The organism is Variovorax davisae, from assembly GCF_030316845.1.
Taxonomy (GTDB): Bacteria; Pseudomonadota; Gammaproteobacteria; order Burkholderiales; family Burkholderiaceae_C; genus Variovorax; species Variovorax davisae.
This window is the reverse complement of the sequence record NZ_JASZYS010000001.1, coordinates 294,699-317,266: the sequence shown is the minus strand read 5'-3', so window position 1 is coordinate 317,266 and position 22,568 is coordinate 294,699. Positions and strand designations below refer to the sequence as shown.

Below are 22,568 nucleotides of genomic sequence, written 5' to 3'. Positions count from 1 at the left end.
AACAGCCAGCAAGCTCATGCCGCAGCCTTCTGCCCGAAGCGCCGCCCCAGGCGGTCGAAGCCCAGGTAGATCACCGGCGTGGTGAACAAGGTCAGCACCTGGCTCACCACCAGCCCGCCGAAGATCGCCAGCCCCAGCGGACGGCGCAGCTCGGCGCCCTCGCCCCAGCCCAGCATCAGCGGCAGCGCCGCGAACAGCGCCGCCAGCGTGGTCATCAGGATCGGGCGGAAGCGCAGCAGCGCCGCCTGATGGATCGCCTCGAGCGGCCCCTTGCCCTGGTTGCGCTCGGCGTCGATCGCGAAGTCGATCATCATGATCGCGTTCTTCTTGACGATGCCGATCAGCAGGATGATGCCGATGATGCCGATCACCCCGAGGTCGTTGCCGGTCACCATCAGCGCCAGCAAGGCGCCGACGCCGGCCGACGGCAGGGTCGACAGGATGGTCAGCGGGTGGATGTAGCTCTCGTAGAGCACCCCCAGCACGATGTAGACGCACACCACCGCCGCCAGGATCAGCCACAGCTGGTTGGTCAGCGATTTCTCGTACGCCCCGGCGGCACCGAGGAAGCGCATGCTCACGCTCGGCGGCAGCGCGATGTCCTTGGCCGCGGCGCGGATCGCCGCCACCGACTTGCCCAGCGCCACGTTCGGCGGCGTGTCGAAGCCGATGGTGGCGGCCGGGTACTGGGCCACGCGCGTGACCTGCAGCGGCGCGAACTGCTCGCGCACCGTCGCCAGCGCCGACAGCGGCGTCGCCGTGCCGGCGCCGGTGCGCAACTGCAGCGTGCCCAGCCCCTCCGGCGAAGACAGGGACTCGCGGTCGGCCTCCAAGATCACGCGGTACTGGTTGGTCTCGGTGAAGATGGTGGAGACGATCCGCTGGCCGAAGGCGCTGTAGAGCGCATCGTCGACCGAACTGGCCGTCACCGACAGCCGCGAGGCCGTGTTGCGGTCGATGTCGACGTAGGCCGACAGGCCCTTGGCGCCGGCATCGGTGGTCGGATTGCGCACCTGCGGCTCGCTGCGCAGGCGCTCGACCAGCTTCTGCGCCCAGGTGTTGACCGTCGCCGTGTCGGCACCCTCGAGCGAGACCCGGAACTCGGTCGGACCGGTCTCGGCATCGATGGTCAGGTCCTGCGTCGGCTGCAGGTAGAGCGACACGCCGGCCACGCCGTCGCGCACCCGGTCGCGCAGCCGCTGCATCACCACGGCCTGGCTGTCGTGGCCCGGCCGCAGGTTGATCAGCATGCTGCCGGTGTTGAGCGCCATGTTGTTGGCGGCGTCGACGCCGACCACCGAACTCAGGCTCTGCACGTCCGGGTCGGCCAGCACGAGGTTGGCCGCCGACTGCTGCAGCTCGGCCATCCGCGCATAGGACACTTCCTGCGCCGCCAGCACCCGCGCCTTGAGCTGCCCGGTGTCCTGGGTCGGGAACAGGCCCTTGGGAATCAGCACGTACAGCGCCACCGTGACCGCCAGCGTCAGCAGCGCCACCACCAGGGTCAGCGGCTGGTGGCGGAACACCCATTGCAGCCAGGTGTCGTAGCGCGCGATGACGCGGTCGAAGAAGCGCTGCACCGCCGCACCGAAGCGCCCGCCCTCCTCGGCCTGCGGCTTGAGCCAGCGCGCCGACATCATCGGCACCAGGGTCAGCGAGACCACGGCCGAGATCAGGATCGTGATCGCCAGGGTCACGGCGAACTCGCGGAACAGCCGCCCCACCACGTCGCCCATGAACAGCAGCGGGATCAGCACCGCGACCAGCGACACCGTCAGCGAGATGATGGTGAAGCCGATCTGGGTCGCGCCCTTGAGCGCGGCCTGGAACGGCGGCTCGCCCTCTTCGAGGTAGCGCGCGATGTTCTCGATCATCACGATCGCGTCGTCGACCACGAAGCCGGTGGCGATGGTCAGCGCCATCAGACTCAGGTTGTTGAGGCTGTAGCCCAGCAGGTACATCAGGCCGCAGGTGCCGATCAGCGAGATCGGCACCGCGATGCTGGCGATCACGGTGGCGCGCAGGCTGTGCAGGAAGAAGAAGATCACCAGCACCACCATCACCACCGCCAGCGCGAGCTCGAGCTGCACGTGGTACACCGACGCGCGAATGCCGGTGGTGCGGTCGCTCAGCACCTCGACCTTCAGCGCGCCCGGCAGCGAGGCTTCGAGCTCGGGCAGCAGCTTCTTGACGCCGTCGACCGTGCCGATCACATTGGCGCCGGGCTGGCGCTGCACGTTGAGGATGATGGCCGGATAGAGCTTGCCGTCCTGCTCGCCCTGCCGGGCGCTCGAATGGGCGCCGGCCCAGGCGCCGAGCTGGGTGTTCTCGGCGCCGTCGATGACGCGCGCCACGTCGGTCATGCGCACCGGCGCGCCGTTCTTCCAGGCGACGATCAGGTTCTTGTAGTCGGCCGCGGTGACCAGCTGGTCGTTGGCGTTGATCGTGTAGGCCCGCTTCGGGCCGTCGAAGCCGCCCTTGGCGCTGTTGGCGTTGGCGGCCGCGATCGCGGTGCGCAGGGTGTCCAGGCCGATGCCGACCGCGGCCAGCGCATTGGTGTTGGCCTGGATGCGCACCGCCGGACGCTGCCCGCCCGACAGCGACACCAGCCCGACCCCGCCGACCTGGCTGATCTTCTGCGCCAGCCGGGTGTTGACCAGGTTCTGCACCTCGGTCAGCGGCATGGTCTCGGAGCTCACGGCCAGGGTCAGGATCGGCGCGTCGGCCGGGTTGACCTTGGCGTACACCGGCGGCGCCGGCAGGTCGGCCGGCAGCAGCGAGCCGCCGGCGTTGATGGCCGCCTGCACCTGCTGCTCGGCGACGTCCAGGGTCTGGTCGAGCGCGAACTGCAGGGTGACGATCGAGACACCGGTGGCGCTGGTCGAGCTCATGCGGTCCAGGCCCGCCATCTGGCCGAACTGGCGCTCCAGCGGCGCGGTCACGGTGCGGCTCATGACCTCGGGGCTGGCGCCCGGGTAGAGCGTCTGCACCTGGATGGTCGGGTAGTCGACCTGCGGCAGCGCCGCCAGCGGAAGAAATCGGAAACCGACCAGGCCCGCGAGCACGATCGCGACCATGAGCAGCGCGGTCGCGACCGGCCGCTCGATGAAGGGGCGTGAAGGACTCAGCACGTAGGCCTCACTGCGGCGGCCGCTGGCGCCTGCCCTCGCCGCCCGGACTGCCGGGTGCGCGCGGGCCGCGCGGACCGGAAGCGCCCGGCCGCGGCGCCGTCGCCGGCTTGTCGCCCTGCAGCGCCACGCGGGCGCCGTCCTTCAGGCGGTCGCCGCCTTCGGTGACCACGTCCTCGCCGGCCTGCAGGCCGTCGAGGATCGCCACCACGTCGACCGTGGCGTCGCCACGCTTGACGTTGCGCACCGACACCGTGCGGTCCTCGTTGACCACGTAGACGAAGTTGCCGTTGGGCCCGATGCGCACCGCGGTGACCGGCACCACCAGCGCATCGACGGTGCGCAGCACCATCTGCACGTTGACGAACTGGTTCGGGAACAGCGGCGTGCCGTTGTTGGCGAAACGCGCCTTGGCCCGCACCGTGCCGGTGCTGGTGTCGACCACGTTGTCGAGGGTCGAGAAGACGCCGGTGTCGAGCACCGCGCTGCGCACCCGGTCGAGCGCCTTGACCTGCAGCGCTTCGCCCTTGGCGAGCTGGGCCTGGATGTCGGGCACGCGGTCCTGCGGCACCGCGAACTGGACGTCGATCGGGTTCATCTGGGTGATCACCGCGATGCCGGTGCTGGCGTTGGCCGCCACGTTGTTGCCCGGATCGACCGTGCGCAGCCCGATGCGGCCGGCCACCGGCGCGGTGATCCGGGTGTAGTCGAGGTTGAGCTTGGCGGCCGCTTCGGCGGCGCGGTCGCTGATGACGGCGCCCTCGAGCTGCTTGACCAGCGCCGCCTGGGTGTCGACGTCCTGGCGGGCGATCGAGTCCTGGGTCAGCAGCGTGCGGTAGCGCGCCAGGGTCACGCGGGCGGCCTCGAGCTGGGCTTCGTCGCGCACCCGGGTGCCCTGGGCCTGCATCAGCGCCTGCTCGTAGGGACGGGGGTCGATGCGGGCCAGCAGCTGGCCCTTGGCGACCGACTGGCCCTCGGTGTAGAGCACCTCGGTCAGCACGCCGCCGACCTGCGGCTTGAGCGTGATGGTGGCCAGCGGCGTCACGGTGCCGAGGGCGTCGATCACGATCGGCATCTGCATGCGCTTGGCGGCCGCGTGGCCGACCGTGGAACTGGCGCCGCCGAAGTTCGGCCGGCCGCCGGTCGGCTCGCCGGAGCGCTTGATCAGGTACCAGGCACCCCCGGCCAGGCCCGCCACCACGGCCAGCGCCACCAGGCTGCCGAGCCAGCGCCGCCGTCGAGAGGGAACGGGGCGGATCGCGGGGAGGTGGTCGGTTGCGGGCTCGGAAATGGGGGACGACATCGGTGAATGGGCATGGATTCGGCAGCCCGTAGTGGATCGCCGAATCGTAGCGCCCAGCCCCTACGAACCGTAAAGCCGCGGTAAAGCCGGCGTTGACCGCGTGCGTCCGGCGATCTCGGAATGCAACTGGCGCCGCCCGGCTGCAGCTCGTCGCATGGCCATGGCGGGCGCCTTGCCCCCTCGGCACAGTCCGCCCATCGCCTTCAGGAGCCCGCCATGCAGATGTCCCCCGTGATCGCCGTCCACCTCGCCGCCGCCGCCTCCGCCCTGGCCCTCGGGCCGGTGGTGCTCTGGGCCCGCCAGAGCCGGACCCAACGCCCGCGCCTGCACCGCGCGCTGGGCTACGCCTGGGTCACGCTGATCGTCATGGCCGCGCTGTCGGCGCTGTTCATCCGCGATTTCAGGTTGCCGAACATCGGCGGCTACACGCTGGTGCACCTGCTGGTGCCGGCCACCTTCTTCGGCCTGTCGCGCGCCTTCTGGAAGCTCGCCAAGGGCGACATCCGCGGCCACCGCATCGCCATGCAGGCCACCTACCTCAGCGCCTGCATCGTCGCCGGCGCCTTCACGCTGCTGCCGAGCCGCTATCTCGGCCAGATCGTCTGGGGCCAATGGCTGGGCATCGCCTGAGCCGGAACCGTCCTTCCTTCAACCTTCCCTCGGAGAACCGCCATGCTGACCCAGATCTTCCTGCACACGCCCAAGTGGGTGTTCGTCCTGTTCGCCACCCTGGTGTGGCTCGGCGCCAAGCAGCTGTTCGCCAATACAGTCGGACTGGGCCGCGTGACGGTCATGCCGATCGTGATGACCGGCCTGTCGATCTTCGGCGTGACCTCGGCTTTCGGCGATTCGCCGACCGCCCTGCTGGCCTGGGCCGCCACCGCCCTCGTGGCCCTGACGCTGGTGCTCCAGCGGGGGCTGCCGCCCGGCACCCGCTACATGCCGGCATCGCGCACCTTCCACCTGGCCGGCAGCGCGGTGCCGCTGGCGCTGATGATGGGCATCTTCTTCACCAAGTACGCCGTCGGAGCCACGCTCGCGATGCATCCCGGGGTCCGCCACGACGCCGCCTTCGCGCTCGCGGTCCCCCTGATGTACGGTTGCTTCAGCGGCATCTTCGCCGGCCGCTCGCTCCGGCTCTGGAAGCTGGCAATGCGCGAGGATCGCGCGCTGTACAACGTCGGCGGCGCCTGATTCCACTCGACCCGGGAGTTCCACATGTTGTCCACCGATCAAGCACGGATCGAAAAACTCGCCCGGCGGCGGGCCAAGGCCAAGCTGGGCTGGTTCGCCCATGCGGCGATCTACGCCCTCGTCAACTTCGGGCTGATCGCCCTGTCGCTGGCCAACGGCCGCAGCTGGGCGATCTACCCGCTGCTCGGCTGGGGCGTCGGCTTGCTGGCCCACGGCCTGTCGGTCTGGATGCTGCCGCCGGGCGGCGCGCTGCTCGGCCGCATGGTCGAGCGCGAGCGCGCCAAGCTGGCCGCCGGCGCCAAGGGGGACCCATGGTGACGGCGGGCTTGCGGCGTCTGCTGGCGCTGGCGCTGCTCGGCGCCCTGGGCCACGCGGCCTCGGCCGCCACCGGCGTCTCCGTGCTGCCGGCACCGCCGGACACCGGCCCGGTCACGGTGTTCTACCCGACGGCCGCGCCGGTCGCCCGCTTCGTCCGCGGCCCGTTCTCGTTCGAGCTGGCGTCCGACGCGCCTGCGCTGCGCGGCAACGGCCACCTGATCGTCATGTCGCACGGCTCGGGCGGCTCGCCCTGGCCGCAGGCCGACCTGGCGATCGCCCTGGTCGACGCCGGCTTCACGGTGGCGATGCCGGAACACGCCGGCGACAACTACCGCGACATGCGCGACGTCGGTCCCGCCACCTGGCGCCACCGGCCCCGGGAGGTGTCGCAGGCGATCGACGCGATGGCCGCCGATGCGCGCTTCGCGCCGCTGCTGGACTTCCGCCACGTCGGCGTCTACGGCATGTCGGCGGGTGGGCTGACCGCCCTCACGCTGGCCGGCGCCCGCTGGTCGCCGGCCCTGCTGGACGCCCATTGCCAGGCCCACCTGGCCGAGGATTTCCCGGCCTGCGTCGGCCTCGCGACCGCCCTGACGGGCGGCCTGCTCGACGGCATGCGCCTGGCGGTCGCCCGCCGCGTGATCCAGTTCAAGCTGGGCAGCCAGACCACGCTCGAGTCCTGGACCGATCCGCGCATCACGGCCGCCGTGGCCGCCGTTCCCATGGCCGCAGTGATCGACATGGGCTCGATCGCGACGCCGCGGATCCCGCTCGGCCTGGTCCGTGCCGGCAAGGACGAATGGCTGGCGCCGCCCTGGCACATCGACGCGGTGCGCGCCGCCTGCACGACCTGCGTGCTCATCGCCGACATGCCGACGGCCGGCCACGGTTCGATCCTGTCGCCGCAGCCGCCCGACCTGCCGCCGCGCGCGGCCCGGCTGCTGGACGACCCGCCGGGCTTCGACCGGGCCAGCCTCCCCGCCGTCTACGGCGCCATCGCCCGCTTCTTCGTCCAGAATCTGGCGCCATGAAGATCCATTGGTCCAGCGCGGGCCGGCATTACCTGCAAGTCATCGCGTTCTGCTGCGTGGTGGCGGTGCTGACCACCGCCATCTGGCCGAACAAGACCTACCTGGTGCAGGTCGGCTATGCCCTGTCGGTCGGGACCATCACCTGGAGCGTCATCGAATTCGGCCGCTACCTGGTCGACGAGCGCCATTGCGAAGGCGGCGGCCCCGGCCGCGGCCATGGCTGGCCGCAAGGCTGGCGCGGCCTGCTGCTGACGGCCATCGGCATCGCCTGCGGCTTCCTGGCGGGCGACCGGGTGGGCGATTTTCTCTTCAACTACCGCAACGTCCCGTCTTCGCGCGACAACACCATCAGCCTGGTCATCACGGTGGTCGCCGGCGCCGCCGCCAGCTTCTACTTCCACGCCCGCGGCAAGGCCGCCGCCCTGATCGCCAAGATCGCCACCGCCGAGCGCGACGCCGGCGAGGCCCGGCTCAAGCTGCTCGAGACCCAGCTCGAGCCGCACATGCTGTTCAACACACTGGCCAACCTGCGGGCGCTGATCACGGTCGATCCGCCGCGGGCGGTCGAGATGCTCGACCACCTCAACAACTACCTGCGCGTCACGCTCGCCGCCTCGCGCGCCACGGCGCATCCGCTGGCCTGCGAGTTCGATCGCCTGCGCGACTACCTCGAACTGATGTCGGTGCGCATGGGTCCGCGCCTGCGCTTCGCGCTCGACCTGCCCGAGGCCCTGCGCGAGCTGCCGGTGCCGCCGCTGCTGCTGCAGCCCCTGGTGGAAAACAGCATCCGCCACGGCCTCGAGCCGAAGGTCGAAGGCGGCGAGATCAGCGTCAGGGCGCGGCGCGAGAACAGCGCCTCCGACGGCCTGCCGCAGATCCGCATCGAGATCCTCGACACCGGCGTCGGGCTCGGCGCCGCGCCGCCGTCCGACGGCGGCGGCTTCGGCGTCACGCAGGTCCGCGAGCGCCTGTCCACGGTCTATGGCGCGCGCGGCCGCCTGACGCTCGAAGCCACGGCCGCGGGCGGAACCCTTGCCACCGTCGTATTCCCCATCTGATCGCATGAAAGCCACCGCCCTCATCGCCGAAGACGAACCACTGCTCGCGCAGGCCCTGCGCGCCGAACTGGCCGCCGCCTGGCCCGACCTGGAGGTCGTCGCCTGCGTCGGCGACGGCGCCAGCGCCGTGCGGGAGGCCTTGCAGCGGCTGCCGCAGGTGCTGTTCCTCGACATCCGGATGCCGGGCCAGGACGGCCTGGGCGCCGCCGCCGAACTGGCCGACACCTGGCCGGCCGACGAGGCGCCGATGCCGCAGCTGGTGTTCGTCACCGCCTACGACGAATACGCGGCGCGCGCCTTCGAGACCCAGGCGATCGACTACGTGCTCAAGCCGGTGCAGGCCGAACGGCTGCGCAAGACCGTCGCCCGGCTCCAGCAGGCGCTGGCGGCCCAGGCGCCCGCGGCCGGCTCCGAGCCGGCCGCCCTGGAGCGGACGCTGGCCCAATGGCGCCAGTTGCTGGCCGGCGCCGCAGCGGCCGCGCCCGCGGCCGGCGCACCGCTCAGGTTCATCGCCGCCAGCGAGGCCGGCGGCGCCACGGTGCGCATGGTTCCGATGGACGAGGTGCTGTACTTCGAGGCGGCCGACAAGTACGTCCGCGTCCTGACCGCCGCGCACGAATACCTGATCCGTACGCCGCTGAAGCAGTTGCTGCCGCAACTCGACGCCGATGTCTTCTGGCAGGTGCATCGCGCGGTGGTCGTGCGCAGCAGTGCGATCGAGGCCGTGCACCGAGACGAGGCCGGCCGGCAGCACCTCAGCCTGCGGGGCCGCGACGAGCGGATCCCGGTCAGCCGGCTCTACGCCCACCTGTTCCGTGCCATGTGACGGGCATGAAAAAACCGGCCCGTTCGACGGGGCCGGTTCTTCATGGTGACAGCAGGAAAAAAGGGGCTATCGGCCGCTCAGCGGTTGTACCCGTGCCCGTGCCCGTGCCCGTGATGGCGGTAGTAGCCGGGGGCGGGACGGTAGTAGCCTGGTGCCGGACGGTAGTAGGCGGCAGGCGGCGCGTAGTAGACCGGGGCCGGACGGTAGTAGACCGGGGGCGGCGGGTAGTAGGCCGGCGCCGGCGCCACGTACACCGGGGCGGGTGCGTAGTAGGGCTGCGGGGTAGCGACACCGATCGCGACGCCGGGCACGTTGACGCCGACCGACCAGCCGACGGCCGCACTGGCCGACGCCGTGGCGAACAAGGCGCCAGCGGCGACAACGCCGGCGGCAGCCCATTTGAAGAAGGTGGTGCGGGTAAAGCTCATCGTGAAACTCCTGTGAAGCGGGTGTTGGCCGCCCATGTATGTATTGAACGCGCGAGGTGTGTACCCGGTGCACGACCTTGCGTGAAGATCGTTGCCAAAGGTAACGCCCCTGGGGGCCCACCTAGAATGGATGGATGACTTCCCCTGCAGACAACGACAGCACCAAGCCGAGCAATTTCCTGCGCCACGTGATCGAAAGCGACCTCGAACAGGGCAATTATTCCACCCGCAAATGGGGCGGCTCCCCGGGCGACGCGGCCCATCACGCCGAAGGCATGCAGGATCCGGCCGGGGTCCGCATGCGCTTTCCGCCGGAGCCCAACGGCTACCTGCACATCGGCCACGCCAAGAGCATCTGGCTCAACTTCGAGCTGGCGAAGGAATATGGCGGCGTCTGCCATCTGCGCTTCGACGACACCAACCCCGAAAAGGAAGAGCAGGAATACGTCGACGCCATCCGCGACGCCGTGCAATGGCTGGGCTACGACACCCATCTGGCCGACAACCCCGCCAAGCCGGGCGAGGCCAACGACCATGTGTACTTTGCGAGTAACTACTTCGACTTCATGTACCGGGCGGCCGAGTACCTGATCGGCGCCGGCCTGGCCTATGTCGACGAGCAGAGCGCCGAGCAGATCCGCGCCAACCGCGGCGACTTCAACACCCCCGGCACCGACAGCCCGTTCCGCGACCGCACGCCCGAGGACAACCTGGCGCGCTTCCGCGCCATGCGCGACGGCCAGTTGGACGACGGCGCCGCCGTGCTGCGGGCCCGCATCGACATGGCGAGCCCCAACATCAACATGCGCGACCCGGCGCTGTACCGGATCCGCCGCGCCACCCACCACAACACCGGCGACAAGTGGTGCATCTATCCGATGTACACCTTCGCGCATCCGATCGAGGACGCGCTGGAACAGATCACGCACAGCTTCTGCACGCTGGAGTTCGAAGACCAGCGGCCCTTCTACGACTGGCTGCTCGACCGGCTGGCCGAAGGCGGCCTGGTCGCCACCCCGCATCCGCGGCAGTACGAATTCGCGCGGCTCAACGTCACGCACGTGATCACCAGCAAGCGCCGCCTGCGCCAGCTGGTCGAGGAGAACCACGTCGACGGCTGGGACGACCCGCGCATGCCGACCCTGGCCGGCCTGCGCCGCCGCGGCTACACGCCCGAGGCGCTGAAGCTGTTCTGCGAGCGTTCGGGCGTCACCAAGTCCGGCGGCTGGATCGACTACGCGAGCCTCGAGGCTGCGCTGCGCGACACGCTGGACCCGATCGCGCCGCGCGCGATGGCGGTGCTGGACCCGGTCAAGCTGGTCATCACGAACTGGGATGCGCTGATGGGCGCCGGCTTCCTCGACGACTGCACGGCGCCGGTACACCCGCACCACCCCGAGCGCGGCCAGCGCAGCTTCAAGATCGGGCGCGAGGTCTGGATCGAGCGCACCGACTACGAGGACGTGCAGCCCAAGGGCTTCTTCCGCCTGTTCCCGGGCAACAAGGTGCGCCTGAAGTACGGTCACACGATCGTCTGCACGGGCGGCACCCGCGACGCCTCGGGCAAGCTGCAGGAAGTGCAGGCCACGCTGGTGCCCGACACCAAGAGCGGCACGCCCGGCGCGGACGCGATCAAGGTCAAGGGCAACATCACCTGGGTGGCGGCGGCCGATGCGCTGCAGGCCGAGGTGCGCCTCTACGAACGCCTGTTCGCGGCGGCCCAGCCGGGCAGCGGCGAGCTGCTCGAAGAGCTCAACCGCGAGAGCCTGGTCACCTGCCAGGCCTTCGTGGAACCGTCGCTGGCCAGTGCTGCGCCGGGCGGGGCCGGCTTCCAGTTCGAGCGCCACGGCTACTTCGTGGTCGACGCCAAGGCGGCGGCCGCCGGCCAGCGCGTGTTCAACCGCGCGGCGGGCATGCGGGACAGCTGGGGCAAGTGAGGTACGCCATGCAGCGCCGCTTCTTCGTGCTCGGCTCGACCGGCCTGCTGGCGCTGCCGGCGACGCTGGTCCGGGCCGCCCCGGCCGCAAGCACCGCGGCTAAGACACCCCAGGTCTGGCCGCATGGCGCCCAGGTCCCGGGCGGCGTGGCGCGGCTGTCGCTCGGCCCCGCCGCGACCCGGCCGCAGGCGCGCACCGAGGCCGGCATCCTGCTGCTGGTGCTGGGCGACCCGATCGAATGGACCGCGCTGGCCGGCATTCCGCTGGCGGCCGTACCGGGCAAGGCCCGCATCATGGTGCGCGCGGGGGATGGCGCCGAGCGACCGATCGACTACACGATCGGACCCAAGCAATACAGCGAGCAGCGCCTGAAAGTGGCGCCGGGCACGGTCGACCTGTCGCCCGCGGACCAGGCGCGCTACGAACGCGAGCGCGCGCACCAGGCGACCGTGATCGCCACCTTCAGCGAACCCGCGCCGCAGGCGCTGCAGATGCGGGTGCCGGTGCCGGGCCGGCGCTCCAGTTCCTTCGGCCTGCGCCGCGTCTTCAACGGGCAATCGCGCAATCCGCACAGCGGCATGGACATCGCGGCCGCCACCGGCACGCCGGTGCTGGCGCCGCTGCCGGGCCGGGTGATCGACACCGGCGACTACTTCTTCAACGGCGGCACCGTCTGGATCGACCACGGCGGCGGCCTGCTCACGATGTACTGCCACCTGAGCCGCATCGACGTGAAGGCCGGCGACGTGGTCGAGACCGGCGAGCGGCTGGCCGCCGTGGGCGCCACCGGCCGCGTGACCGGGCCCCACCTGCACTGGGGCGTGATGCTGAACCAGGCGATGGTGGATCCGGCGTTGTTCATTGCGGCTTGAGGCCGCGGAACCCGCCGCACTACACTTGGCGGCATGCGCCCTTCAGAAGCTCTGTCCCGACATCGCGACCGCATTCGCGAGATCGCGCTGAGCCATCATGTCAGCGACGTTCGGGTGTTCGGCTCCGCTCTGCGTGGTGACGATGGGCCCGACAGCGATCTCGATCTGCTGGTCGAGCCCACCGCGCAGACCACGCTCATGGACATCGGCGCCATCCGCCACGAACTGAAGACTCTGCTGGGCATGGAGGTGGACGTGCTTACGCCCAACGGCTTGCCAAGCAAGTTTCGCGATCAGGTGCTGCGCGAGGCTGTGCCGGTATGAAGCACGGCGGCTCCCAGCGGCTGCCGGACTACCTGGGCCACGTCCTTCAGGCCATCGACAGCATTCGCGACTACACGCACGGTGCCACTCTCGACAGCTATCTTGCTGACCGCAAGACGCAGGATGCCGTGCTGCGCAACCTCGAAGTGATCGGTGAGGCCAGCAACAAGATCGTCAAGCACCACGCGGCGTTTGCCGCGACGCATTCAGATGTGCCATGGCGCTTCGCGTACGAGATGCGCAACGCGCTGTCGCATGGCTACTTCACGGTCGATCACACGATCGTCTGGCAAACCATCCTGCGCGATCTGCCTCCGCTCAGGGTGCAGGTCGTGAAGCTGCTGCAGTCCTCGTAGAACGCCCGCTTCGCCGGCCCGCGGCGCATCCGACTCAGAGCGGCTTGGTCAGATACACCGCCTCACGCCCCACGATCACCCGCTGTGCCGGCATGAAGATCGTGCAGTCGTCGCAGGGCGCGCGGATCTCGTCCGGTCCGTTGGTCGCGATCAGCTCGCCCTTGGCGAAGGTCTCGAAGCCGATCAGCGGGCGCACGAAGCGGAAGTCTTCGGACTGGATCACATGGGTCTGCAGCAGTTCGAAGCGGCGCTGTGTGTCGGCTTCGGGCCTCGCCCCTGCCCTGTCGATCAAGCCGAAGTGCGCCAGGAAGCGCAGCGTCACTTCGGTCGCCAGATCGGCCGCGCTCTGCTTGAAGTGCTGGCCGCACTCGACCACCATCGCGGCGCCCGGCGCATCGGCGCCGGCATGCAGGCCGTGCTGGATCAGCGGCGTGCCCGAGCCCAGGCCGCTCGGCATCACCAGGTGCACCGGCGGCAGGCCGATCGCCATCGCCACCCGCGCGTTGCGCTCGAAGTCCGGGTAGACCCAGAACGGCACCACGTCCTGGCTGGTCGAGTGGATGTCGAGGATGTGGTCCGCCGCCGCCACCACCGGCCGCAGTTCGCGGGCGCGCCGCAGTTCGGGGCTGTCCTCCGGGCCGTCGAGCCATTCGTCGGACCAGACGCGGTTGAGGTTGTGGACGATCTGCCGGTTGTCGAAAGGCTTGGCCGGATCGAAGGCGTTGTAAGCCTCGACATGGGCGAAGCTGACCGTCAGCGTGCCGAGCCGGGGCCGCACGCCGCTGTCCAGCAGATGGGTGGCGGCCACCATGCCGCAAATCTCGTTGCCGTGGGTCAGCGCGTTGATCAGCACGTGCGGACCGGGCTGGCCGGATTCGAACCGGTGTACGTAGTCGATGCCCGTGTTGCCCTCGCGGTAGGCGGAAATGTCGCGCGGCAGGACTTCGAGGGCGGGTTGGGGGTCGGTCATGAGGGGTGGTTCGGTAGGGGACGGAATTGCAGCAGTTTGCTACAAGCGCGCCGATCCGGCACGGCGGGCGGCGTCAGCCAGGCTTCTTTGCCGCCTCCACCAGCGCCCGGATCGCCCAGCGCCGGACCTTCTGCGCCTGAGCGTCGTCGAGCTGCAACACGTCCTTGCAGACCACCATCGATTCGGTCCCGATCACCAGCGCCAGCGCCTGCTCGAGCGTCTTCACGGCCGCCGGCCTGAACTGGCCGCGGGCCGGGGCCAGCGCGGCCTCGATCAGCGGGCTGCGCCGGTTCTGGCGCGCCGGCCATTCGGCGTCGTGCCCGCCGCGGACCGCGCGTTCCATCGACTGCGCCAGCATCATGCGCAAGGGCGCCTCGTTGGCGGCGATCATCCCGCTGAGTGCCGCATCGACGAGTTCCAGCCGCTGCACCGGGTCCTGCGAGCGCGCGTCGCCGAGCACCGCGGCGGCCTCGGGCACCGCGATGTCGAGCGAGGCCTCGCGGTGGAGCGCCTCGATGCTGGGAAAGTAACGGTAGGCGGTGGCCCGCGACACGGCCGCCGCCTCGGCGATCTCCTCGAGGCTGGGCTGGCGCCCCGCCTGCATCAGCCGCGCGGCGGCCTGCAGCAGGTCCTTGCGCGTGCGACGGCGCTGGTTGGGACGGCCGGCTTTCCCGCTGGAGTCTTCGCTCATGGATCCTGTGGGAGCTGCTGCACGATGGCCGCCAGATCGAGCCACACGTTCTCGCGCCGGATGTCCCCGGCGTCGGTGAACTCGACCACATGGAGCAGCCTGAATTCCAGCGGCCGGCCACGGCCTTCGAGGCCGAAGGGTCGCCCGGGCGCCCTGCCGCGCCAGATCGATTCGTCGACCAGGAAATCGGCGCCGTAGAGCCGCCGCAGGCATTCGACACGGCTGTCGGACAGGTCCCGGAACAGCGCTTCGTAGAAAGGCCGGGCGCCGTCGCGCCCGTGCGTCGGCCCCGACGGAGCGCCGACGATGTCGTGCAGCACGTCGGGCGACAGCGTCGCCAGCACGCCTTCGACATCGTCCGTGGCTTCGAAGCGGAAATGCTGGTCGATCTTGCGGTCCATCTCGGTCGGGGTGAGCGCCATGTTCAGGTCCTCCGGGGGTGACGGTTCTTGAACTCTAGTGAGACAAAAATCTCATTACAAGAACTCAGTCTCGATGGCCTCAACCCGGTTCATTGATGAAATCTATGGCGGCGAGCGCAGCACGGCGCCCGGCCAGCGACGCCTTCAACAGCGAGATCATCAGATCCGCAGCCATCGACGGCCGCGCGTTCCAGCGCTGGATGAGCGCGATCGGATGGCTGCAGTCGGCGGCCGGCAGCGCGCGGCAGGCCAGCCCGAGATCGGTCGCGAAAGCTTCGATGTAGCCCGGCAGCACGGCCACACCCAGGCCCGCCTGCACCAGCGCGAGCACCGACAGCACGCTGCCGGCCTCGATCACCGAGGCGACCTCGAGCCCCTTGAGCGCATGGATGCCGTCCACCGTGCTGCGCACGCTGAAGCTGCGGTGCAGCGAGATGTGCGGATGCGCAGCCGCCTGCTCCCAGCTCACCTCGGCCTGCGAAGCCAGCACGTGATCGCCGGCGCAGACCAGCTGCATGCGCTCCTCGTACAGCGGCTCGATGCTGAGCTTCGGGTGCGGCTGGCGGATCGACGCGAGGCCGAAGTCGACCTGGCCGCTGATCACGTGCGCCACCGTCTCGTCGGTCGACAATTCGTGCAGCCCGATGCGCACGCCCGGATGGCGGCCGTGAAAGGTCCGCACCGGCCCGGTCAGCAGGCCGTGCATCATCATCGGCGAGGCCGCGATGCGAAGCTCGCCGACGTCGAGGTCCAGCAGGCTGCGGAGGCTGCGCTCGGCGGCGTCCATGGTGCCGAGGATCTCGCAGGCGTAGCCGTACAGGTGGTCGGCCAGGGAGGTCGGCGCCATCTTGCGCGACGAGCGCTCGAACAGCACGCCGCCGACCTTGGCTTCCATTTCCTGGCACACCTTGCTCACGGCCGACTGCGTCATGTGCATGGCGCCGGAGGCGGTGCTGAAGCTGCGAAGTTCGTAGACGGCGCGAAAGACGCGCAGCTCTCTCAGGGTGAGGTTCATGACGGCGCCTCGGGGGCGAAAGGTTCGGCTCGTTGCGCGCAGCCGCCCGGCGCCTCAGGCAGCGCGCTTGCGGTCCAGGAAGCGCTGCATGTACTCGGCCGGCTCGGATTGCGCATACATGGATCCGAAGGCGGCGATGCTGTCCTTCAGTCCGCGTTCGATTGTCGGCGCTTCCCAACCGCGCAGCAGCGCCTTCTGCGCCCGTACGGCAGCGGGGCCGCATTGCAGGATCTCGGCGGCCGCATGGTCGATCGCGGCATCGAGGCCGTCGACCGGCGTCATCTCGTTCAGGAAGCCCCACTGCAGGGCCCTGGCCGCGTCGATGGCGCTGCCGCTCAGCAGCAGCCAGCGGGTGTTGCCCTCGCCGATCAGGCGCGGCAGCAGGTTGGCGTGGATCACCGACGGGATGCCGATGCGCACTTCCGGCATCGCGAAATGGGCCGCCGTCGAGCCGATCCGGAGGTCGCAGGCAGCGGCCAGTTCCATGCCGCCGCCCATGCACCAGCCGGGCAGCCGCGCGAGGGTCGGCACCGGAAAGTCGCGCACCGCCTCGCACAGGTCATGCAGCCGCGTGATGAAGGCGACCGCCGTGTCGGGCTCGAGCGCGGCCAACTCCTTGATGTCGGCGCCGCCGATGAAGGTCTTCTCGCCCGTGCCGCGCAGCACCAGCATGCGCACGGCCTGATCGCGGCCGAGCCTACGCAGCGCCTGCGTCAGTTCGAGGATGGTCGGGCTGTCGAGAATGTTCAGCGCGCTGCCGTTCGCGACCTGCAGCGTGGCAACGCCATGTTCGGAGATGGAGAGGGAGGAATACTGAAGAGGAGGCATCTTGGCGGGTGTCCGGTGGAAGCGGCGGTCAGGGGATCAGTTCGGCGGTCTGCGCGCCGATCGAGGGGGCGGGCAGCGCGCTGGCACGCCGTGGGCCCGGCGCCCGGAAGCGCGGCGCGATGCGTCGCAGCGCGTGGCCGGCCATGTGGCGACTCTCGTCGAAGAAGCCGACGGCGCGCAGCTGGGCATCGTCCGGCAGGTCCTCGATCGCGTTGACCGGGCCGCACGGAATGTCGGCCGTCTGCAGCAGTGCGAGCCATTCGGCGCTGGGGCGGGTCGCCAGCACGGCGGCGAGGTGGGCGTAGATGGCGTCGTAGTGGTCGGCCCGCGCGGCGGCGGTCTGGAAGCGCGGATCGGACTCGAAGGTCTGCAGGTCGCCGGCGAGTTCGAAGAACGAGCGCCAGTGCTTGTCGTTGTAGACCACGACGGCCAGGTAGCCGTCGCGCGTGCGGTAGGGCCGGCGATGCCGGGTCAGCAGGCGGCTGTAGCCCATCGGCCCCGCGGGCGGCTCGAAGGAGGCGCCGCCGAGGTGGTCGCCCAGCACGAACGCCGCCATGGTCTCGAACATCGACACCCGGACCGTCTCGCCCTGCCCGGTGCTGCGCCGCCGGTAGAGCGCGGCCAGCGTCGCGTGGGCGGCGGTGAGGCCGGTCACGCGGTCCGCGATCAGCGTCGGCACGTACATCGGCGCGCCGCCCGACTGGCGCCCCAGCAGGTCGGCCAGCCCGACCTGTGCCTGGATGATGTCGTCGTAGGCCGCCCGCCCCGCCCACGGGCCGGCGTCGCCGTAGCCCGTGAGTTCGACGTAGACGACCGACGGATGCAGCGCGCGCACCGCGGCCTCGTCCAGCCCGAGGCGGCGGATGGCCTGCGGCCGGATGTTGTGGATCAGCACGTCGAAGGACGGCAGCATCGCCTGCAGGCGGGCCCGGGCCGCCGGCGACTTGAGGTCGATCACCACCGACTGCTTGCCTTCGTTGGCATGGAGGAACATGGCACCCATGGCGGCCTCGACCTTGGCGCCCGCATGGCGCATGACGTCACCCTCGGGCGGCTCCACCTTGACGACCTGGGCGCCGTAGTCGGCCAGCACCTGGGTGCAGACCGGCCCCATGATCACCGAGGTGAGGTCGAGCACGCGCACGCCGTCCAGCGCGCCTGCCGCTGCGGCAGGCAAAGGCGATGCGGCCGTCATTGCTGCTCGATGCCCGCCTTGGTGGCGCGCGAAACCCAAACGTCGCGCTGCGCGACCGTGAACGCCCGGTGCTCGTCCACCGTATTGGGGCTGGCCACCATGCCCAGGCGCGACAGCTTGGCCATCACGCCGGGACGCTGCAGCGCCCGCCGGATCTCCTGGTTCCATTCGGCGACGATCGGCGCCGGCGTCTTCGCGGGCGCGGCCAGGCCGACCCAGACCACCAGGTCGAAGTCCTTGTAGCCCGCCTCTGCCATCGTCGGCACGGCGGGCAGCTCGGGCAGGCGACGCGCTCCGGTGATGGCGAGCCCGCCGAGGCGGCCGCCTTGCAGGAACGAGGTCACGACCGACGCATCGGCCAGCACGTAGTCGATCTGCCCGCCCAGCAGGTCGGTGATCGCGGGCGGCTGGCTCTTGTAGGGAATCGCGTCGGACGGTGCATCGGCGATGGTGCTGAAGGTGGCGGCGGCGATCTGCGCCGAACCGCTGCCGTAGCCGTAGCGCAGCGGCGCCTTGCGCGCCTGGGCGGCCAGTTCCTTCGCAGACTTGAACGGCGCCCCGGGCCGTGCCACGAGCACCATCGGGATGGTCGCGATGCGCGAGATGTGCGCGAAGTCGGCGATCGGGTCGTAGCCCGGCTGCTTGTAGAGCGCGCCGATGCCCGAGTGCGTGGCGCTGCTGGTCAGTACCAGCGTGTGGCCGTCGGCGGCGGCCTTGGCCACGTACGAAGCGCCGATGATGCCGTTGGCGCCCGGCTTGTTGTCGACCACGATGGTGCCGAACCGGGGGCGCAGTTCTTCGGAGAGAACCCGCGCCACGGTGTCGGATGCGCTGCCGGCGCCGAACGGCACCACGATCTTGATGGGCTGGCTGGGGTAGTCGCCGCGCGACTGGGCCAGCGCGGGCTGGCAGGCCAGCGCAACGGCCAGGAGAGAACCGGTGATCCACTGCATTGTCTGTCTCCATTTCTGCAAAGCTCGAATGGAAACGATGCTAGTGGCGCCCCCCGCGCCCCACAAACGAATGCTTCGCATGCATCCATTTCCGAATGGAATGGATGCCTGCCGCCGCCACCGCGGGAAACCTAGTGCCCGCTGCCCAGGTACGCCGCCTTCACGCCCGGATCGTTGCGCAGCTTCTCGGCCGGCCCGTGCAGCGAGATGCGGCCGTTCTCGAGCACGTAGCCGTAGTCGGCCACGCCGAGCGCGGCGGCCGCGAACTGCTCGACCAGCAGCATGGTCACGCCCTCCTGCTTGAGCCGCTCGATGATGCGGAACACCTCGGCCACCAGGATCGGCGCCAGGCCCATCGAGGGTTCGTCGAGCAGCACCACCTCGGGGTTCAGCATGACCGCACGGGCCATCGCGAGCATCTGCTGCTCGCCGCCCGACAAGGTGCCGGCCAGCTGGGTGCGCCGCTCCTTGAGCCGCGGGAACAGGTCGAGCGCACGCTCGAGGTCGCCCGCGACGTCGCCGCGCGGCCGGCTGCCCGTGAGCCGGGGGAACGCGCCCAGCGTGAGGTTGTCGGTCACGGTCATGGTGGCGAACACGCGCCGGCCTTCGGGCGAATGCGCGAGCCCGAGCTTGGCGATGTGGTACGACTCGAGGCCATCGATGCGCTTGCCGTTGAGCGTGATCTCGCCGGCGGTCGGCTGGATCATGCCGGACACGGCGCGCATCGTCGTGGTCTTGCCGGCGCCGTTGGAGCCGATCAGGGTCACGACCTTGCCCTTGGGCACCTCGATCGAGACGCCGTGCAGCACCTGCACCTTGCCGTAGCCGGCCGATAGATTCTGGATGGTCAGCATCGTGATGTCCTCAGGCAGGCTCGGCTTCTTGGCCGCCCAGATAGGCTTCGATCACCTTGGCGTCGGCCTGCACCGCGGCCGGCTCGCCTTCGGCGATCTTCTGGCCGAAGTCGAGCACCGAGACCGTGTCGCACATGCTCATCACGACGTCCATGTGGTGCTCGATCAGGATCACGGTCACGCCGTGCTCGCGGATCTTGCGGATGATGGCGATCAGCTCCTTGATGTCCGGCGCCGTCAGGCCGGCCGCCGGTTCGTCGAGCAGCAGCAGCTGCGGGTCGAGCGCCAGCGCGCGGGCGATCTCGAGCAGCCGCTGCTTGCCGTACGGCAGGTTGCGCGCCTCCTCGGCCGCGAAGGCCTCGAGGCCGACGAACTTCAGCAGGCCCAGCGCCCGGTTGGCCGCCGCTGCGCTCTCGCGCTTGTAGCGCGGCGTGTGGACCGCGACATCGAACAGGTTGCTGCGGAAGGTGTGGTGCAGGCCGACCTGCACGTTCTGCTGCGCCGTCATCTCGCCGAACAACTGCACGTTCTGGAAGGTGCGCGCGATGCCCGACAGCGCGATGTCGGCCGAGGTGCGCCCGACCAGCGAACGGCCGCCGAAGCTGATCGCACCGGCGGTCGGCACGTAGATGCCGGTCAGCACGTTCATCATCGTGCTCTTGCCGGAGCCGTTCGGACCGATCAGCCCGTGGATGGTGCCGCGCTTGACCACGAGGTCGACGTTGTTGAGCGCCTTCAAGCCGCCGAACTGCATCAGCACGCCCGCCGCCTGCAGCACCTCGGGCTGGCCGCCGGCCATGGCGGCGGTCGACACGGCATCGGACGGGGCGATGCCGGCGCCCTCGACCTCGAGCCGGGCCTTGGGCCGGCGCAGGTTCAGCGCGTTGCGCACGAAGCCCACGATGCCGTCCTGCAGGTAGTAGACGACGAACAGCATGATCACGCCGAAGATCGAGAGCCGCCAGTCGGTCATGGTCTGGAGCCAGAACGCCAGCCCGGCGAGCGCGATACTGCCGACCACCGGGATGGCCATCTGCTTCGGCGTGACGCGCTTCATCTGCACGCCCACCACCGCCACCACCATGACCAGCACCGCCAGCGCCACCGACACGTAGCGGAACAGCTCCACGTCGTCGAGCAGCTTGGGCAGCAGCACGATGATGGTCGCGCCCAGCATGGCGCCGATGCGGCTCTTGCGCCCGCCCATGATGACGGCCAGCAGGAACAGCACGGTGAGTTCGAAGTTGTAGGTGTTCGGCGAGATGTACTGCTCCGAATAGGCATACAGGCTGCCGGCCAGTCCGGCGAAGCCGGCGCTGATCACGAAGGCATAGACCTTGTAGCGGTACACCGACACGCCCATGCAGTCCGACGCCACCGGGCTGCCGCGCAGCGCCTCGAAGGCGCGCCCGAGATGCGAGCGCAGGATGCGGTGCACCACCACCAGCGACAGCACCAGCATCACGACCACCAGCCAGTAGAACTCGCGCTCGTCGAGCTTGTGGCCGAACAGCGGCGGCTTGGTGAGCTTGATGCCCATCGGCCCTTCGGTGATGAAGCTCATCTCGTTGATGAGGATCTGGATGATGGTGCCGAAGGCCAGCGTGACCATCGCGAGGTACGGCCCCGTGACGCGCAGCGCCGGCAAGGCCAGCAGCGCGCCGAACAGCGCCGTGACGCCGATCGAGGCGATCAGCGCCACCATCAGCGGCGCGCCCAGCTTGTAGACCAGCACGCCCGCGGTGTAGGCGCCGAGCCCGAACAGGCCCGCATGGCCGAGCGAGACCTGGCCGGTGTAGCCGACCACGATGTCCAGCCCGAACAGCAGGATCGCGTAGATCATGATGGTCTCGAGCAGGTGGATGTAGTACGGGTTGTCGATGCCGATCGGGAACAGCAGCAGCGCCGCGAAACCGACGAGGGCGAGGAGAAAGCGTCCGATTTTGGTATTCATGTGGGCGTCAGACCTTCTTGATCGCGGTCTTGCCGAACAGGCCGGCCGGGCGCACCGCCAGCACGATCAGCAGCAGCACCAGGCCCGGCACGTCCTTGTAGCCGGTGCTCAGGTAGAAGCCGGTGGTGGTCTCGGCGATGCCCAGGATGATGCCGCCGAGGATGATGCCCATGCCGCTGGTCAGCCCGCCGATGATCGCCACCGCGAAGGCCTTCAGGCCCAGCACCGCGCCCATGGTGGCGCCGGTCAGGGTCAGCGGCGCGATCAGCACGCCCGCGAAGGCCGCGGTCAGCGACGACAGCGCATACGAGAAGGTGATGACCAGGCCGGTGTTGATGCCCATCAGCTTGGCCGCATCGCGGTCGTTGAAGGTCGCGACCACCGCCTTGCCGTAGATCGAGCGGCGGTTGAACAGCTCGACCGCCAGCATCATGAGGATGGCGCCCACCACCACCAGGATCTCCATCGGCAGCACGTTGGCGTTGAGGAACTTGATCGGCGCCTCGGGCAGCGGCGACGGGAACTTGAGGTCGTCGCGGCCCCAGACGTTCTCGGCCACGTTCTTGAAGATGATGCCGAGCGCGATGGTCGACATGATCCAGCCGAATTCCGACTTGATCTTGATCGCCGGCCGCACGCCGATGCGCTCGACCACGGCCCCCTGCACGGCGCCGAACAGGCACACCAGCGGGATCATGAGCCAGTAGTTGACGCCCAGCGTGACCAGCGTGAGCCCCACCAGGGCGCCGAGCATCAGCGCGTCGCCCTGGCCGAAGTTGAGGGTGTCCGAGGTGGCGAAGGTGAGCTGGTAGCCGAAGGCGATGACGGCGTAGATCATGCCCAGCGCGATGCCGCTGAAGATGAGTTGGGTCAGGATTTGCATGACGGCTTTCGGGAGGCGTTGGCATGAA

The 22,568-nt window shown here is 69.7% G+C and carries 23 protein-coding genes; 10 read left to right on the top strand and 13 right to left on the bottom strand.

All coding sequences use genetic code 11. The annotated features are described in order from the left end of the window. Positions 1-14: 14 nt before the first annotated feature. Positions 15-3,128, bottom strand: coding sequence for an efflux RND transporter permease subunit (locus QTI33_RS01590; RefSeq protein ID WP_286504527.1), 3,114 nt, complete (start codon positions 3,126-3,128; stop codon positions 15-17). A gap of 10 nt (positions 3,129-3,138) precedes the next feature. Next, the gene (locus tag QTI33_RS01585) at positions 3,139-4,431 is read right to left on the bottom strand and encodes an efflux RND transporter periplasmic adaptor subunit (protein WP_286503980.1); all 1,293 of its coding nucleotides are present in this window, start codon (positions 4,429-4,431) and stop codon (positions 3,139-3,141) included. 216 nt (positions 4,432-4,647) lie between these two features. Here QTI33_RS01585 and QTI33_RS01580 point away from each other — a divergent pair, with 216 nt between their 5' ends. The 6 genes from QTI33_RS01580 to QTI33_RS01555 are packed head-to-tail and all read left to right on the top strand — an operon-like array spanning position 4,648 to position 8,858. Beyond that, complete coding sequence (locus QTI33_RS01580) at positions 4,648-5,061, top strand: DUF2306 domain-containing protein (RefSeq protein ID WP_286503979.1); 414 nt, start codon at positions 4,648-4,650, stop codon at positions 5,059-5,061. A 42-nt stretch (positions 5,062-5,103) separates the two neighbouring features. Next, positions 5,104-5,625: a DUF6622 family protein gene (locus QTI33_RS01575; RefSeq protein WP_286503977.1), complete on the top strand. Its 522-nt coding sequence runs from the start codon at positions 5,104-5,106 to the stop codon at positions 5,623-5,625. A 24-nt stretch (positions 5,626-5,649) separates the two neighbouring features. Further along, positions 5,650-5,943 (top strand): 2TM domain-containing protein, encoded by a 294-nt coding sequence (locus tag QTI33_RS01570; protein ID WP_286503976.1) that lies wholly within the window; start codon positions 5,650-5,652, stop codon positions 5,941-5,943. Then, positions 5,940-6,974 carry an alpha/beta hydrolase family protein gene (locus QTI33_RS01565; RefSeq protein WP_286503975.1) on the top strand — a complete coding sequence of 345 codons (1,035 nt, stop codon included), beginning with the start codon at positions 5,940-5,942 and terminating at the stop codon, positions 6,972-6,974. Before QTI33_RS01570 ends, QTI33_RS01565 begins: the two co-directional genes overlap by 4 nt. After that, a complete protein-coding gene (locus QTI33_RS01560) occupies positions 6,971-8,032 on the top strand; it encodes a sensor histidine kinase (RefSeq protein ID WP_286503974.1) in 1,062 nt (353 codons plus the stop codon). Before QTI33_RS01565 ends, QTI33_RS01560 begins: the two co-directional genes overlap by 4 nt. A 4-nt stretch (positions 8,033-8,036) precedes the next feature. Next, positions 8,037-8,858, top strand: a complete 822-nt coding sequence (locus tag QTI33_RS01555; protein ID WP_286503973.1) for a LytR/AlgR family response regulator transcription factor — start codon at positions 8,037-8,039, stop codon at positions 8,856-8,858. A 77-nt stretch (positions 8,859-8,935) separates the two neighbouring features. On the opposite strand, the gene QTI33_RS01550 is transcribed toward QTI33_RS01555, so the two are convergent. After that, positions 8,936-9,286: a hypothetical protein gene (locus QTI33_RS01550; RefSeq protein WP_286503972.1), complete on the bottom strand. Its 351-nt coding sequence runs from the start codon at positions 9,284-9,286 to the stop codon at positions 8,936-8,938. 134 nt (positions 9,287-9,420) lie between these two features. Between QTI33_RS01550 and QTI33_RS01545 the strand changes: the two genes are divergently transcribed. From QTI33_RS01545 to QTI33_RS01530, 4 genes are read left to right on the top strand one after another with little or no spacing between them, the layout of a single operon-like run. Then, positions 9,421-11,223 carry a glutamine--tRNA ligase/YqeY domain fusion protein gene (locus QTI33_RS01545; protein ID WP_286503971.1) on the top strand — a complete coding sequence of 601 codons (1,803 nt, stop codon included), beginning with the start codon at positions 9,421-9,423 and terminating at the stop codon, positions 11,221-11,223. A gap of 8 nt (positions 11,224-11,231) precedes the next feature. Further along, a complete protein-coding gene (locus QTI33_RS01540) occupies positions 11,232-12,095 on the top strand; it encodes a M23 family metallopeptidase (protein WP_286503970.1) in 864 nt (287 codons plus the stop codon). A 33-nt stretch (positions 12,096-12,128) separates the two neighbouring features. Continuing rightward, entirely contained in the window at positions 12,129-12,419 is a 291-nt protein-coding gene (locus QTI33_RS01535; RefSeq protein WP_286503969.1) for a nucleotidyltransferase family protein, read from the top strand. Next, complete coding sequence (locus QTI33_RS01530) at positions 12,416-12,775, top strand: HepT-like ribonuclease domain-containing protein (protein ID WP_286503968.1); 360 nt, start codon at positions 12,416-12,418, stop codon at positions 12,773-12,775. The genes QTI33_RS01535 and QTI33_RS01530 overlap by 4 nt, the downstream gene beginning before the upstream one ends. Before the next feature lie 34 nt (positions 12,776-12,809). On the opposite strand, the gene QTI33_RS01525 is transcribed toward QTI33_RS01530, so the two are convergent. The 10 genes from QTI33_RS01525 to QTI33_RS01480 form a co-directional block, all read right to left on the bottom strand. After that, complete coding sequence (locus QTI33_RS01525; protein WP_286503967.1) at positions 12,810-13,745, bottom strand: M14 family metallopeptidase; 936 nt, start codon at positions 13,743-13,745, stop codon at positions 12,810-12,812. Between the two features lie 73 nt (positions 13,746-13,818). Beyond that, the gene (locus QTI33_RS01520; RefSeq protein WP_286503966.1) at positions 13,819-14,436 is read right to left on the bottom strand and encodes a TetR/AcrR family transcriptional regulator; all 618 of its coding nucleotides are present in this window, start codon (positions 14,434-14,436) and stop codon (positions 13,819-13,821) included. Further along, on the bottom strand, positions 14,433-14,858 hold the full coding sequence (locus tag QTI33_RS01515; RefSeq protein WP_286503965.1) for an ester cyclase: 426 nt from the start codon (positions 14,856-14,858) through the stop codon (positions 14,433-14,435). The genes QTI33_RS01520 and QTI33_RS01515 overlap by 4 nt, the downstream gene beginning before the upstream one ends. Before the next feature lie 79 nt (positions 14,859-14,937). After that, on the bottom strand, positions 14,938-15,873 hold the full coding sequence (locus QTI33_RS01510; RefSeq protein ID WP_286503964.1) for a LysR family transcriptional regulator: 936 nt from the start codon (positions 15,871-15,873) through the stop codon (positions 14,938-14,940). A gap of 54 nt (positions 15,874-15,927) precedes the next feature. Further along, positions 15,928-16,701, bottom strand: a complete 774-nt coding sequence (locus QTI33_RS01505) for an enoyl-CoA hydratase (protein ID WP_286503962.1) — start codon at positions 16,699-16,701, stop codon at positions 15,928-15,930. Positions 16,702-16,729: 28 nt separating this feature from the next. Then, on the bottom strand, positions 16,730-17,896 hold the full coding sequence (locus tag QTI33_RS01500) for a CaiB/BaiF CoA transferase family protein (RefSeq protein ID WP_286503960.1): 1,167 nt from the start codon (positions 17,894-17,896) through the stop codon (positions 16,730-16,732). After that, complete coding sequence (locus QTI33_RS01495; RefSeq protein ID WP_286503959.1) at positions 17,893-18,849, bottom strand: Bug family tripartite tricarboxylate transporter substrate binding protein; 957 nt, start codon at positions 18,847-18,849, stop codon at positions 17,893-17,895. Before QTI33_RS01495 ends, QTI33_RS01500 begins: the two co-directional genes overlap by 4 nt. Positions 18,850-18,980: 131 nt before the next feature. Beyond that, positions 18,981-19,703, bottom strand: coding sequence for an ABC transporter ATP-binding protein (locus QTI33_RS01490; RefSeq protein ID WP_286503958.1), 723 nt, complete (start codon positions 19,701-19,703; stop codon positions 18,981-18,983). Between the two features lie 10 nt (positions 19,704-19,713). Further along, complete coding sequence (locus tag QTI33_RS01485; RefSeq protein ID WP_286503957.1) at positions 19,714-21,657, bottom strand: branched-chain amino acid ABC transporter ATP-binding protein/permease; 1,944 nt, start codon at positions 21,655-21,657, stop codon at positions 19,714-19,716. 7 nt (positions 21,658-21,664) lie between these two features. Further along, the gene (locus tag QTI33_RS01480) at positions 21,665-22,540 is read right to left on the bottom strand and encodes a branched-chain amino acid ABC transporter permease (RefSeq protein ID WP_286503956.1); all 876 of its coding nucleotides are present in this window, start codon (positions 22,538-22,540) and stop codon (positions 21,665-21,667) included. Positions 22,541-22,568 lie beyond the last annotated feature (28 nt).